General features: G+C 47.9%; 14 protein-coding genes and 1 other RNA gene. 9 read left to right on the top strand and 6 right to left on the bottom strand.

The annotated features are described in order from the left end of the window. Window positions 1-197 precede the first annotated feature (197 nt). From rpe to trpS, 3 genes are all read left to right on the top strand, one after another. Window positions 198-872: a ribulose-phosphate 3-epimerase gene (gene rpe / locus BM607_RS20280; protein ID WP_006084504.1), complete on the top strand. Its 675-nt coding sequence runs from the start codon at window positions 198-200 to the stop codon at window positions 870-872. A 2-nt stretch (window positions 873-874) separates the two neighbouring features. Then, a complete protein-coding gene (locus BM607_RS20275) occupies window positions 875-1,552 on the top strand; it encodes a phosphoglycolate phosphatase (RefSeq protein ID WP_011848128.1) in 678 nt (225 codons plus the stop codon). Window positions 1,553-1,622: 70 nt separating this feature from the next. Then, window positions 1,623-2,621: a tryptophan--tRNA ligase gene (trpS, locus tag BM607_RS20270; RefSeq protein ID WP_012090479.1), complete on the top strand. Its 999-nt coding sequence runs from the start codon at window positions 1,623-1,625 to the stop codon at window positions 2,619-2,621. Window positions 2,622-2,684: 63 nt separating this feature from the next. Here the strand turns inward: trpS and BM607_RS20265 are convergent, their stop codons facing one another. Beyond that, window positions 2,685-3,557: a LysR substrate-binding domain-containing protein gene (locus BM607_RS20265; protein WP_006083533.1), complete on the bottom strand. Its 873-nt coding sequence runs from the start codon at window positions 3,555-3,557 to the stop codon at window positions 2,685-2,687. A 120-nt stretch (window positions 3,558-3,677) separates the two neighbouring features. Here BM607_RS20265 and BM607_RS20260 point away from each other — a divergent pair, with 120 nt between their 5' ends. Next, the gene (locus BM607_RS20260; RefSeq protein WP_071940651.1) at window positions 3,678-4,562 is read left to right on the top strand and encodes a DMT family transporter; all 885 of its coding nucleotides are present in this window, start codon (window positions 3,678-3,680) and stop codon (window positions 4,560-4,562) included. Between the two features lie 92 nt (window positions 4,563-4,654). Here the strand turns inward: BM607_RS20260 and dolP are convergent, their stop codons facing one another. From dolP to BM607_RS20240, 4 genes are all read right to left on the bottom strand, one after another. Next, on the bottom strand, window positions 4,655-5,221 hold the full coding sequence (dolP, locus tag BM607_RS20255) for a division/outer membrane stress-associated lipid-binding lipoprotein (RefSeq protein ID WP_006083531.1): 567 nt from the start codon (window positions 5,219-5,221) through the stop codon (window positions 4,655-4,657). Beyond that, on the bottom strand, window positions 5,218-5,811 hold the full coding sequence (locus BM607_RS20250) for a phosphoheptose isomerase (RefSeq protein WP_006083530.1): 594 nt from the start codon (window positions 5,809-5,811) through the stop codon (window positions 5,218-5,220). The genes dolP and BM607_RS20250 overlap by 4 nt, the downstream gene beginning before the upstream one ends. Before the next feature lie 109 nt (window positions 5,812-5,920). Then, window positions 5,921-6,247 carry a YraN family protein gene (locus tag BM607_RS20245; protein WP_071940650.1) on the bottom strand — a complete coding sequence of 109 codons (327 nt, stop codon included), beginning with the start codon at window positions 6,245-6,247 and terminating at the stop codon, window positions 5,921-5,923. After that, a complete protein-coding gene (locus BM607_RS20240) occupies window positions 6,244-8,148 on the bottom strand; it encodes a penicillin-binding protein activator (RefSeq protein WP_087486588.1) in 1,905 nt (634 codons plus the stop codon). The genes BM607_RS20245 and BM607_RS20240 overlap by 4 nt, the downstream gene beginning before the upstream one ends. A gap of 88 nt (window positions 8,149-8,236) precedes the next feature. On the opposite strand from BM607_RS20240, the gene rsmI reads away from it, so the two are divergent. From rsmI to BM607_RS20215, 5 genes are all read left to right on the top strand, one after another. After that, the gene (gene rsmI, locus BM607_RS20235; RefSeq protein ID WP_012090476.1) at window positions 8,237-9,079 is read left to right on the top strand and encodes a 16S rRNA (cytidine(1402)-2'-O)-methyltransferase; all 843 of its coding nucleotides are present in this window, start codon (window positions 8,237-8,239) and stop codon (window positions 9,077-9,079) included. A gap of 65 nt (window positions 9,080-9,144) precedes the next feature. Next, window positions 9,145-9,496, top strand: an RNA gene (gene rnpB, locus BM607_RS20230) — RNase P RNA component class A. Window positions 9,497-9,857: 361 nt separating this feature from the next. After that, window positions 9,858-10,181, top strand: coding sequence for a DUF883 C-terminal domain-containing protein (locus BM607_RS20225; RefSeq protein ID WP_006083526.1), 324 nt, complete (start codon window positions 9,858-9,860; stop codon window positions 10,179-10,181). A 9-nt stretch (window positions 10,182-10,190) separates the two neighbouring features. Next, window positions 10,191-10,700 (top strand): hypothetical protein, encoded by a 510-nt coding sequence (locus BM607_RS20220; protein WP_071940649.1) that lies wholly within the window; start codon window positions 10,191-10,193, stop codon window positions 10,698-10,700. After that, window positions 10,694-10,942 carry a hypothetical protein gene (locus BM607_RS20215; protein WP_006083524.1) on the top strand — a complete coding sequence of 83 codons (249 nt, stop codon included), beginning with the start codon at window positions 10,694-10,696 and terminating at the stop codon, window positions 10,940-10,942. The genes BM607_RS20220 and BM607_RS20215 overlap by 7 nt, the downstream gene beginning before the upstream one ends. A gap of 130 nt (window positions 10,943-11,072) precedes the next feature. Here BM607_RS20215 and BM607_RS20210 read toward each other — a convergent pair whose 3' ends face one another. Next, window positions 11,073-12,719 (bottom strand): hypothetical protein, encoded by a 1,647-nt coding sequence (locus BM607_RS20210; RefSeq protein ID WP_071940648.1) that lies wholly within the window; start codon window positions 12,717-12,719, stop codon window positions 11,073-11,075. Window positions 12,720-12,864: the final 145 nt, after the last annotated feature.

Below are 12,864 nucleotides of genomic sequence, written 5' to 3'. Positions count from 1 at the left end.
TGCCGCCAAAATGCGCGTAAATGTTAGCAAATTTCATCTTATCTAGACCCCTATCGACTACGATAGTTGCAGAATGTGTTGCTTTGCTGACAGCTGCATCGCGTATCAATTGCCAGAAATGTGGCTTTAGCTATAGAGGCTTAGCTTGGCTCAGGGTAAAATAAGGCACTTTTTATCCAAATAGCAGCGAGTGTTTTATGCGTCCATTCTTGATTGCTCCATCGATTTTATCTGCCGATTTTGCCCGTTTGGGCGATGATGTAAAAGCCGTGTTAGATGCGGGGACCGACGTAGTGCATTTTGATGTGATGGATAATCACTATGTTCCTAACTTAACAATTGGCCCTATGGTGTGCCAAGCGCTGCGTAACTACGGTATTACCGCCGATATTGATGTGCATTTGATGGTCAAGCCAGTTGACCGCATCGTGCCTGATTTTGCTAAAGCGGGCGCGTCTATTATTACTTTCCATCCAGAAGCTTCAGAACACGTCGATCGCACTCTTCAGCTCATCAAAGAGTGCGGTTGTAAGGCGGGTCTCGTGTTTAATCCTGCGACACCACTGCATTATCTTGACCATGTGATGGATAAACTCGACGTGATCCTATTGATGTCAGTGAATCCTGGTTTTGGTGGTCAATCCTTTATCCCATCGACCTTAGATAAGCTGCGTCAAGTGCGTGCGCGTATCGATGCCAGTGGTTTTGATATTCGCTTAGAAGTGGATGGCGGCGTTAAGGTTGACAATATTGCCGAAATCGCGGCCGCCGGTGCCGACATGTTTGTTGCGGGTTCTGCCATTTTCGGCAAGCCAGATTACAAAACCGTTGTTGATGAGATGCGTGCCGAACTTGCTAAAGTTGGGGCATAGGTATGTGGGATAAGATTAAAGCGATTGCGTTTGATCTTGATGGCACGCTGATCGACAGTGTGCCTGACCTAACCGTTGCCACGCAGGAAGCCTTAGCCGAGCTAGGGTTAAAGAGCTGCTCTGAGGCCCAAGTGCGTACTTGGGTCGGTAACGGCGCAGAGATGTTGATGCGCCGCGCCATGACCCATGCCTTGGGATCGGATGTTGAGCAAACCGCGCTTGATGCGGCCATGCCGATTTTTATGCATCACTATCAAGAGAATCTTGAGAAGCACAGTGCGCTGTATAGCGACGTGCATCAAGTACTGCAAACCTTATTCGATGCAGGTTTTAAGCTCGCCGTTGTCACTAATAAACCCTATCGTTTTACCTTGCCATTACTCAATGCCTTTGGGATTAATGACTTTTTCAGCTTAGTGTTAGGTGGTGACACTCTCGCTAAGATGAAGCCCGATCCTTTGCCGCTACAGCACTTATTACATGAGTGGCAATTGGATAAAGAGGCGTTATTGATGGTCGGCGACTCTAAAAACGACATTTTAGCGGCGAAAGCGGCTGGGATAGCGTCAATCGGCTTGACCTACGGCTACAACTACGGTGAAGATATTGGGCTCAGTGGCCCAGATGCCGTATGTGAGCAATTTAGTGAGATTTTGAATTGGGTAAAACCTACCAAGTAATAGATGTTTACCCGTTCTTTAGTCGATTTTTTATAGTCTTTTTATATATAGATAGTGGAGCAATGACGTAATGACCAAACCCATAGTACTCAGCGGTGCACAGCCGTCCGGCGAATTAACCATAGGTAACTACATGGGTGCATTGCGTCAATGGGTTGCGATGCAAGATAGCCACGACTGTCTCTATTGTGTGGTCGATTTGCATGCCATTACCGTGCGTCAAGATCCTAAAGCGTTGCGCGAAGCTTGTTTAGACACCTTAGCCCTGTATTTGGCCTGTGGCGTCGATCCTAAAAAGAGCACAGTGTTTATCCAGTCACAGGTACCACAACATACGCAATTAGGTTGGGCATTAAACTGCTACACCCAAATGGGCGAGTTGAGCCGCATGACGCAGTTTAAAGATAAGTCACAAAAGCATGCTAACAACATCAACGTAGGTCTGTTTGGTTACCCAGTGCTGATGGCGGCGGATATTCTGATTTATCAAGCGAACGAAATCCCAGTTGGTCAAGATCAGAAGCAACATCTTGAGTTAACTCGTGATATCGCGACTCGCTTCAACAATGCCTACGGTGATACTTTCACCATTCCTGAGCCATTTATTCCTGAACATGGCGCGAAAGTGATGTCGTTGCAGGAGCCGCTGAAGAAGATGTCTAAGTCAGACGAGAACCGTAACAACGTCATCGGCCTGCTAGAAGATCCAAAAGCCGTGCTGAAGAAGCTGAAAAAAGCTATGACAGACAGTGATGAGCCGCCAGTCGTGCGTTTCGATATGGAGAATAAGCCAGGCGTTTCTAACCTGCTGAGTCTCATGTCGGGTGTGACGGGGCAAAGCATTGCAAGCCTAGAAGCCGAGTTTGAAGGCAAGATGTATGGCCATTTGAAAGGTGCAGCAGGCGAAGCGGTTGTGAGCATGTTAGAGCCGCTGCAAGAGCGTTACCGCGCGATTCGTGCCGACCGTGCTTACTTAGACCAAGTGATGAAAGCTGGCGCTGAAAGTGCGCAGGCGCGCGCCGAAGTGACATTGAAAAAAGTGTACGAGAAGATTGGTTTATTAGTGTAATCAATCGATATCGATAAATTAAGCCGACGTCAGCGTCGGCTTTTTTGTGTCTGTCCATTCACCTTAGGCCTGTGACTTTAGCCAAGAGGAGAAGGCAGCAATCGCAGGTTCTGATAAACGGCGTTGCTTACAAAAGAAAGTAAATTCAAATCCGGTATGCACATCGGGAAGATTCAAAGCGACTAAACGCCCTGTGGTGATATCGCCAGCGACCATAAAGTCCGGCGCTAGGGCTAAGCCTTGGCCTGCAATCGCCGCCTCAATCGCCATCACAATATGACTAAACACATGCTGCTGTTCGTTATCGAGTGGGATCTGGTGTGCCGATGACCACTTATGCCAGTCGAGTCCGAGTGGGCCTTCATCGACAACCAGCAGGGCTTGTTGCTGGAAATTGCTCAGGCTAATGTCGCGCCATTTAAGGTAGAAATTTGGGCTGCACACTGGGATTAACCGTTCTTTATGCAGTAACTGTTGCCAGTATCCGCGTTGATTCAGTTTACCTGCGATAAAGATATCCGCCGTGCTAGTGCTGAGATCAGGATCTTGGGTGATCATTTCGAGGCGGATTTTCACGCTCGGATATTGGCGGCGAAAATCGGTGAGTCTGGGGATCAACCATTTCACCGAGAAGGAACTGTAAACAGCTAAGCACAGCTGCTGATTGGGCGTGTCGCGAACCTTCAAATTAAGATCACTTAACTCGTTGAATATCCGCTCTAACTCTAGAAATAGTCCGTGTCCTTTTGGGGTTAACTGCAGTTTACGCCCCTGACGGTCGAACAGTTGCTCGCCAAAATACTCTTCTAATACTCGCACTTGGTGAGAAACCGCACTTTGGGTGATGCACAGTTCATCGGCCGCCTTAGAAAAATGCTGTTGTCTGGCGGCGGCTTCGAACACTTGCAGAGCGCGTAATGGTGGGAGCTTTCTCATTATTTTCAATATCTAAAGGCTTTAGTATGAATCTAATTCATCTAGCATGAGAAAGCATCATTTCAGCTTAAGTTTTGCGAGGATTATCATGCCGCCATTGAGATTTATGGATGTTAAAAAATGCAACGCCCAGTTGTTATCGGTTTGATTTTATTGATAGTAGGTAATCTATTCAGTGCCTTCTATGATGTGTCGATCAAGTGGTTGCCGGACGATGCAAATGCCTCGACTTTCCTCCTTGTCAGGCAAATTTCCTCAGTCTTTATGCTGTTGCCAGTGTGGTTGTATTCACAGCGGCCAATGACAACACATATTTCAGTTCACCTTTGGCGTGCCAACATAGGCTCAGTTGGCGCGCTTTTTTTAATTATTGGCTTGATGGCATTGCCACTCGCGACGGTTAGCTCATTGTTTTACTCGGCGCCTTTGATGATCATCTTGATGGGGTATTTTTTCCTGAGAGAGCGGATCACTGCTGCCCAGACCATCTGCACAGGCTTAGGTTTTGTCGGTATTTTGATTATCCTGCGACCGAGTGAAATGAACTGGTATGGCATTGCTGTGCTATTTTCTGCTTTTACCTTTGCAGTGAATCAGTTAGCGCTGAAAAAAGTGCCCCATGCTGAACATCCCGTATTAACGCTGATGTTGTATAACTTGCTGGGTATTCCGGCGACGTTAGTGATTGCGGCGTTTCAGGGAATTGAAGGTTTGAGTTGGGAGCTGGTGGGCGTGGCATTGCTGAGCAACGTATTCTTACTTGTATATCACTGGTTCTGCGTGCTGGCGTACCGTAAAGCACAGGCGAGCGATATCGCGATTGCGGAATATAGTGGCTTGTTATTTATTGTCTTTTTAGGCTGGTTGTTGTTCGATGAATGGTTGGATAATTTAAGCTGGCTTGGCGCCGCTTTGATTGTGTTGCCTTCGTTGTTTTTACCTTGGTTAGGGTCGTTGTTATCAAAATCGACACCTAAGATAGCGGATACGCTAGCGGGGAAATAATGGTGAGCGTTTAAGCCTAAGTGTACGAGTTGACTCGCGACTTAGGCTTCACTTCCACTACGCTCAAATTACAACCTGCTCAAATTGTAAAATCACTCTGTATATTCAAATACTCTTACCACTTTACGCACGCCTGCAGTATTGCGCGCGATATCAACGGCTAAGTCTGCTTGCGAGCGATGGATAACGCCAAGCAAGAAGACCTCACCATTTTCAGTGATGACTTTAATGCGAGTCATATCCAAATCTTTCTCGTTTAGCATGCGGCCCTTCACTTTGGTGGTGATCCAAGTGTCGTTGCTGCGTGTGGTGAAAGACGTTGGGTTGCCAATGCGGATCTGATTGTGGATCTTGCCGCCTAGCTTAAGATCTTGTACGACCTTGATGGCTTTATCCCTTAACGTAGAGTTAGGGGCTTGGCCTATCATAAGCACATTGCCATTGACGGACACACCAGTGATATTAGTTTGTTTTTTAAGATCTTCTTGCTCTAGTAGCGCACTAGTGATCCTAAAATCGGTATTAGTATCATCAATCTGTGTCTTAACAGTACGCTCATCGTTGGCCATCATAGCGCCACTCACTGCGCCCACCATAACGGCACCGGCGCAGCCTTGTAGCAGCAAGCAAACCATTAACAGCGGGGCAGCGTGTCTCATTGCTGCTCGTCCTGCGGGAAGAGTGTGCGGTCAATGTTGTCACACAGGCAGTGGATCACCAGTAAGTGCACTTCTTGGATACGTGCGGTGACGTTTGAAGGCACGCGGATTTCCACATCGCCCACGCTCAACAGGCCTGCCATAGCGCCGCCATCTTTACCCGTTAGTGCAACGATCGTCATGTCGCGGCTTAATGCGGCTTCCATGGCTTTAATCACGTTACCTGAGTTACCACTGGTTGAGATTGCCAGCAGAATGTCGCCCGGTTGACCTAAGGCAAAAATCTGTTTTGAGAAAATCTCATCATAGCTATAGTCGTTGGCGATAGCTGTGATGGTTGAAGTGTCAGTAGACAGGGCGATGGCCGGTAAGGGTGGACGTTCAATCTCGTAGCGGTTTAGCAGTTCGGCTGAGAAATGTTGTGCATCGCCAGCACTGCCGCCGTTACCGCAAGCAAGGATTTTATTGCCACCCAAAAGACAGTGCACCATCATCTCGGCCGCTTTGGCGATTGATTCTGGCAGTGCTTCGGCTGCATCGATTTTTGTCTGGATAGATTCAGTAAAGCTGTCTTTAATGCGTTCTAACATGGATAAATCCTTTCAGGATAAAGTGTTGCTATCATGCCATATTTCCACAAGCGTGTTGAGGCACAGACGTTAAAAATAATTTGTGTCGCTACTCTCGCACTATTGGCGCTTAAAAGGCATCGACGAGCCAATGAATTTGATCGGCTTCCATGGCGATGACATCGAAACGACAGTGCACATCGAGTCTATTGAGTTGCAAATAGTGGTTGGCCGCTTTGCGAATTCGCGTGATTTGCGCCGCGCTTAAAGCCTGTAATGCGCCGCCATATTGGGTTGCCGAGCGATACTTCACTTCAACAAATACCCAATGGCTTTTATGGCGCATGATCAAATCAATTTCCCCAAACGGATAGCGGACATTACGTTCGACAAAAGTTAACCCTTGCTGTTCAAGGTAACGTTGTGCGTGCGCTTCTGCCTGCTGTCCGAGTGTCATAGCTGGCGGAAGCTGCCTCTTTGGTAACGTCCCCAGCTTAATTGGCGGTTTACTATGCCATCTGGACTAACCGATAAAGCGCCGCTGCGGCCATTGAATTGGTAACCCGTAAATGAGCGCATTTGTGCTAAACGGCCGATCAAGTCCATCGCATCATAACCCATAACAAACAAACGTTTCTGACTGTTATTCCAGCCCGAAAATAACGTGTTAACCATTAGGTTTTCTTCGCCGTTTTGCATCAGCCAAGGGGCATCACTGAGGGTGAGGTTATTTAAATCCTGCGCCGTTTGTGTGCTTTCGTTCTCAACTCGGCTGCGGCTTGAGGTATACAAGGGCACAGGTTGAGTGAACACGCTGAAGTTAACATCGATAAAGGCCTTGAGCAGAGTCAGATCCTGCGGCGTTGAAATCATATAAATGGCATCAATATCTTGGCGTGAGCGGAAGTCAGCCTGCACTGAGTTACCCAGCAGCTCCTTGATGCGTGCGATACGGGCTTGGCTATCACGAACGCCAAGGGCATCTTGCACTGTGGTTTTCATTTGGTCGCCGCCATCGTAGTAATAGACTTCGACGACGTTATCGCTCTTCTTTTTCCACGCTTGAATAAAGCTCTCGGCCATACGTTTGCCAAGGGCATCATTGCTGGCGAGCAGCAATGGCATAGTGACGCCATCTTGATATAAATGCTCGGCGGCATCGGCTGCTTCTTGGGCTGGCGATAGCGCAAAGTAGAATTTGTTTGGATCGGGGGTGAACTTATCAACTTGATTCAAAAAGAGTTGTGGTACAGGCGCAGCAGGAGCCGCTGCAACCGTATTGGCCGTTTTGTCTGGGTTGGCAGCATTGGCCACCGCATTAGTGGCGGCAGTATTTGCCGCATTCATCACTTGTAGTTGTTCGATTTCAGTCGGCAGTAATGGGCCAATAATAAACTCGGCTCCCGCCATCAGCGCCTGTTGATAGGCACTCGCCGCATCGTTGGCCGTATCGTAAAAATTCACTGCGACTTTATCGTTTTGCTTCGCCATATAGCTGGCTAATATGCCTTGGCGAATCGCATTGGCGGCGTTCGCTCTTGGGCCCGTCAGCGGCAATAGTACGGCAATATTTTTCGGTGTAAAAGGCTTAGCGTTGAGGGCTCTGTCTAAATCGGCAGGCAACTTTGCCGCAGCTGGGTGATAAGGATTTTGTTTCTGCCATTCACCTAAGTAGCGCACTAACTGGGTGGGATCGACGGCATAATGCTTAGCGATATAAGCCAGTTGTAACCAGCCTGCAAACACTGGACTTTTAGCATCTTGGGTAAACGTCTTTATGGTTTGTTCGTGCATCGGCTGCAGCACTTGCCAAATGGTGTTATTCACTTCGTTGGCTTGGGTGGGTGGCAAGTAAGTTGTCAGTAAACTCAACTCGCGTACTTGTTCAATTGGCTGTTTATTCAATTGATATAAATGCGCTTTGAACTGGTGATAGGCCGTCATCTGCCAGCTTGGCAGGCTCCAATTACTTGGATAATTTAAGGTTTTAAGGGCATCACTGTAGGTGGACGTGTGTTCAAGCACACGTGCAGTTAAGTATTTATGTTCGGCCAGTAATGTTGGGTTCTGAGTTAAGCTCGGCTGTATCGATTTAAGTAGCTTCTGCGCCGCGGCGTAATCATTGGCATTAATATAGGCATGTGCTGCTAGCAGCAGATTAGTATCGCGCTGCTGCGGATCTTTACTATTGGCCGCTTGCGCCAAATAGACATTTGCCGCCAAAGGTGCGGATGCTAATGAGGTAGCCAATGTGGCGGTTGTTCCAGTGGAATTGGGCGATGAAACACCACAACCCGCCAAGATTACCGATAAAATGGCCACGGAAACGAACTTAGTTGTATTCAGGCTTTTTAACACTGGGCTTCACTCTGGTAAGATGCGGCCTCTAGTTTAACCTTCTCTCGCGCTTGACGAAAGTCTTGGCACTGTCATTACAGAGGTATATATGGACCAAAGCGTCGCACTCTACATAGTTCCTACTCCCATAGGTAATTTGGGCGATATGAGCTCGCGGGCAATAGAGGTGCTGAATCAGGTTTCATTGATCGCCTGTGAAGACACTCGCCACAGCGGTAAGTTGTTGAGCCACTTCGGCATTACCACTAAAACCACGGCCTTGCATGACCACAACGAGCGTGCGCGTGCCCAGTGGATTGTGGATCAGCTTGCAGCGGGTCAGTCGATAGCATTAATTTCCGATGCGGGTACGCCGTTGATTTCCGATCCTGGCTACCACTTAGTCTCACATGTGCGCCAATCTGGGTTTAATGTGATCCCATTGCCAGGCCCTTGCGCGGCGATTACCGCCTTAAGCGCCTCGGGTTTGCCATCGGACCGTTTTACTTTTGAAGGATTTCTGCCCTCTAAAGAAAAAGCCCGCGCCGATAAGTTATTGGCACTGAAAGAAGATCCGCGCACGCTGATTTTTTACGAATCACCCCACCGCATCGAGCATAGCTTAACGACTATGGTCGAAGTGCTGGGCGGTGATCGCCATGTGGTGATGGCGCGCGAAGTGACGAAAACCTTCGAAACCTTTTTATCTGGCCCAGTTTCAGAAGTGCTCGCTAAAGTGAGTACTGACCCTAATCAGCAGAAGGGTGAAATCGTTCTTATGGTGCATGGCTACCATTTGAGTGATGACGAAGCGATTCCCACGGTCGCCATCAACACGCTCAAACTCTTATGTGAAGAATTGCCATTGAAGAAAGCCGCTGCAATTGCCGCGCAAATTCATGGACTTAAAAAGAATGCCTTGTATAAATACGGCCTAGAGTCTGATTTATAAGCGCTAAAACGGCCGCGAGCGGATTATCTGTGGTGCATCAGGGTGGCTTAGGCTATAATCCGCGCCGAGTTGGCCAGACAGTCGCCGCGTTCGCAAGAACGGGGAGGAAAGTCCGGGCTCCAAAGAGCGGGGTGCCAGGTAACGCCTGGGCGGTGTGAACCGACGACAAGTGCAACAGAGAGTAGACCGCCTGCCTGATTTATCAGGTCGGTAAGGGTGAAAGGGTGCGGTAAGAGCGCACCGTGCGGCTAGCAATAGTTCGTAGCAAGGTAAACTCCACCCGGAGCAAGACCAAATAGGGTTCCGTATGGCGTGGCTCGCGTTGGAACCGGGTAGGTCGCTTGAGCCTGTGAGCGATTGCAGGCCTAGATGAATGACTGTCCAAGACAGGACCCGGCTTATCGGCCAACTCACCTCATTCAATAAAAAGCCCGTTTGTCGTAATGACAAACGGGCTTTTTGTTTTTTAACTGTTGCAGTTTTAAGTGACCGTTACTTTTTAAACTATTAAAAATCAAAGTATTGAATTCCCCGTCCGTATCCAATCTATATCCTATTTAGTTGTCTGTTCTGTCGCTCTCTTTATCATCCTTCGCTGCAGGTAAAAATTACCCTATGTAGGTAACATCTACCGTTAACTGAGGGCGCGGATATAAAGCATTTCAATCTAAACATTTGTTTTTGTTTGCTTATATCGATTGGCTTAGCCATTGCATTGGTTTATATGCAAAGTGCAGCATTTTGTTGCATTGCACTCAGTTCATCAAGGAGTCTGCTAATGGCCAGTTCAAAAAGTGTAACAGAACAAACTAACAGTAAAGATAACGGCGCGTTAAATTCGCCAACCACAGCGAAAGCCAGCGAAGTGACGCATCATGCCGTTGACGCTGTGGCAGAGAAAGCCGCTGTTGCAGAGGATACTTTGCGTAAAACCGCCGCCAGCTCGCAGGAAACGCTGGCGCACAAGCAAGAGGAAATCAAACAGCAACTGCAAAGCTCTTACAGTAAAACCCGTGAGCTTGCAGCGCAAAATCCTCTGGCCACAGCCGGGATAGCGTTTGCTGCTGGTGTAGTGTTGACGGCTTTGTTACGCCGTCGCTAAGGTGGGGTTATGCAAAACCGTGCACAGTCAGAGGCGCCAGAGCAAAGACCTGCCCAGCATGCTGAATCCACTGGGCAGCCAACATCCGCTGCCCAGAATAAAGTGGTTGATCAGGCCATTGAGCAATTGGCTGAGATAGCGGCACAGAGCAGCTCGGTGAAGCAAGCCTATATCAATCAGTTAAATTTGGCAGGGAAAATAGCAACGGCAGAATGGCAGTTAACGGGTCGCAGCTTGATTGTTGCTGCGGCTTTGGTTGTCTGTTTTGGGACGGGTATTACCCTATTCTGGGGCAGTATTTTGTTGTTGCTGGGCTATTTGCTGTTTCAACTGAGCGGCTCGTTGCTGATTACCGCGAGCGCGTTAGTGGTATTGCAGTTTGTGTTATTGATTTGGTGTTGGCGTAGTCTGAGCTATGTGCTGTCGCAAGCGGGTTTCTCAAAGACTTGGCAGCAGTTACGGCTGTTGTTTTCTACTCAAAAATCAGCCCACAAACAACAGGAAGATCAACAATGCTAGTGCAACAGTTACTGAAAAAACAGCAATTGAAGCTCACTGTGCTCACCGACCAAGGTCAGCTGCAGCATGAGTTATTGCAGGTGAGGAAACAACAACTAGCGCAAAGCGGTCGTGCTTTCATCGGTTCGACTCCCGGTCTTATTGTCAGTTTTAGCTTGGGTTGTCTGTTTCAAATGCGCCACAACAGCACAGTAAAACTGCTGCGTAGTACCTTCGGTCTGCGTTGGATGACCAAACTCTAACTGCCCAGTCATTCTCTGGACGGTTAGCGTTTGCTTTTGTAGGGCTAACCGGCATGATTTTGTAGATCAACATCTTATCAATGCGCTTTAACTCGGCACCCTACCTTATTTGCAATTCGTAAATCAGCTGCTAAAAACTGCGTTTCACTAGGAATCGCCATTCCCAACTGTTCACTGACTCGCCGCCCGTGTAAGGAATCGAAAAATCGATATGGGCGACGTTGCCATAGCTGGAGCGAGAGGAATAAATCCGCGCGCCTATACCTATGCTGCCCAGTGGACCGCTGACTTCGTTATTTTCGGCAAATTGGCCGCCGGAAGCTTGACCCAAATCAGTAAAGACGGCCCAGCCCAATTCAGCCAATTGGTATAAGTTGATGTTGGGGTAATTACGTATCTCGGCGGTCAATAACCACTGATTGTCCCCTTGTTGGTATTCGTTTGGATAACCGCGCACGCCAGTTTCATCCCCCAGCCCTTTGGTCAGATCCAGATAAGTGTTCTGTGAAAGGCTGGCCCATGCTTTGCCGTAGGCTGTCCACTTAGGATTGATTTGATAGAAATACTCGGCTTGGACATCGATCTTGTAAGTGTCTTTTTGGGTTGTGCCGATTGTGCTAGTGCCGCCCATTTCTAACAGCCACAGTTGGTCGTCAAACTTATAGCCGCCAGTACTTTGCCAATTGACGTGGTAGCCGACAGGATTGTTGTCGCCTATATCGTTGGTTTCTATGCCGAGTTGCACATAGTGATGCCAGCCTAAGTTAAAGTCTTCGTTGTTGGTGATCAGGTGAACGTTATTCAGTACATGGAAATCATCTTGGATAAACTCGTAGGCGACCCAAGGATACATAAAGTCCCGGTCTTGAGGCAGCATCGAATTGGGGTAGAGATCTGAATTGGCAAACTCGTGTTTGTCTTGGGTAACACCGGTAATAAAGCGAGAAAGATGCTCACTGTTCTTATTAATTAACCAGCCATATTGCAGATTAAGGTAGTCGACTGTATGTTCGAATTCATTTATCTCTTGCCCATTTTGCCTCAGGGTATCAATACGGTTTTCGTCTAAAAACTCCGCCGAATACATGGTATTGGTATCGAGAGAATAGAAAGGCTTACTGACATAAACGTGCTTAGCTTCGCCGTCGCTATTGTCGTAAAACTCGGCGGCAACCGTGCCGTGCTCGATAATGCTCAGCGGAGCTTCGAACGCAAATTTGTAGCCATTACGGGATTCGTTGGACTGGTACTTGAGTCGAGTGCGGATACCTGTTCCGAGTAAGTTGTCTTCTTTAACACCAAAAGAATAACGAGTATCGCCACCTGAACTACTCAGGCTCGCAGTTGGTAATAATGACCAGTTATCCCAGGTTTCGACGACAACGGATTCCACCGTGGGATCGGTATCGGCTAGGGGATCTTTTTCGGCGACATAAATTTTGGCGTCGCGGATATAGGGCACCGCCCGCAACAGTCGTTGCGATTCGTCGAGGTCTTTCTGGGCGACAGTATCATTTTCGCCGAAGGTCAGTTTATCGAGCACCACATATTCTTTGGTGTTGATGTGTAAAGCGTTCGCCCAGCGGTGGATGAAAAAAGCATCGGGATCGGATTCATCAAAAATAGGATTGTTAACTACGACTATCTTGCTGACTTTTTTGGTTGCTTGAGCCTGTGTTGCGGGATCGGCGAGCTTAGCGTCTTCTGCTTGGGCAGCACTGATTAGGCTGCCAACACAACAAGGTAGGATGCATGCATACTGAATGAATTTCTGCATAAAAGGCCACTCCCATGAAATTGACGACTGCAGCGAAAACAATTTCACTCTGCAATTCACAATTTAATAACACATGGAAAGCGGGTGTTAGTCAAGAAAACATTTTAATAAGTTTATGATTTTACTTAAGGTTAACTTAAGGTGG

The organism is Shewanella sp. SACH (assembly GCF_001887095.2).
In the GTDB taxonomy this organism is placed as follows: Bacteria; Pseudomonadota; Gammaproteobacteria; order Enterobacterales; family Shewanellaceae; genus Shewanella; species Shewanella baltica.
This window is presented reverse-complemented; position numbering and strand designations above follow the sequence as displayed.

Excerpts from the sequence above, each read along its gene's own strand:
- rpe (WP_006084504.1), top strand. The coding sequence starts at position 198 with ATGCGTCCATTCTTGATTGCTCCATCGATTTTATCTGCCGATTTTGCC.
- BM607_RS20275 (WP_011848128.1), top strand. The coding sequence starts at position 875 with ATGTGGGATAAGATTAAAGCGATTGCGTTTGATCTTGATGGCACGCTG.
- trpS (WP_012090479.1), top strand. The coding sequence starts at position 1,623 with ATGACCAAACCCATAGTACTCAGCGGTGCACAGCCGTCCGGCGAATTA.
- BM607_RS20265 (WP_006083533.1), bottom strand. The coding sequence starts at position 3,557 with ATGAGAAAGCTCCCACCATTACGCGCTCTGCAAGTGTTCGAAGCCGCC.
- BM607_RS20260 (WP_071940651.1), top strand. The coding sequence starts at position 3,678 with ATGCAACGCCCAGTTGTTATCGGTTTGATTTTATTGATAGTAGGTAAT.
- dolP (WP_006083531.1), bottom strand. The coding sequence starts at position 5,221 with ATGAGACACGCTGCCCCGCTGTTAATGGTTTGCTTGCTGCTACAAGGC.
- BM607_RS20250 (WP_006083530.1), bottom strand. The coding sequence starts at position 5,811 with ATGTTAGAACGCATTAAAGACAGCTTTACTGAATCTATCCAGACAAAA.
- BM607_RS20245 (WP_071940650.1), bottom strand. The coding sequence starts at position 6,247 with ATGACACTCGGACAGCAGGCAGAAGCGCACGCACAACGTTACCTTGAA.
- rsmI (WP_012090476.1), top strand. The coding sequence starts at position 8,237 with ATGGACCAAAGCGTCGCACTCTACATAGTTCCTACTCCCATAGGTAAT.
- BM607_RS20225 (WP_006083526.1), top strand. The coding sequence starts at position 9,858 with ATGGCCAGTTCAAAAAGTGTAACAGAACAAACTAACAGTAAAGATAAC.
- BM607_RS20220 (WP_071940649.1), top strand. The coding sequence starts at position 10,191 with ATGCAAAACCGTGCACAGTCAGAGGCGCCAGAGCAAAGACCTGCCCAG.
- BM607_RS20215 (WP_006083524.1), top strand. The coding sequence starts at position 10,694 with ATGCTAGTGCAACAGTTACTGAAAAAACAGCAATTGAAGCTCACTGTG.
- BM607_RS20210 (WP_071940648.1), bottom strand. The coding sequence starts at position 12,719 with ATGCAGAAATTCATTCAGTATGCATGCATCCTACCTTGTTGTGTTGGC.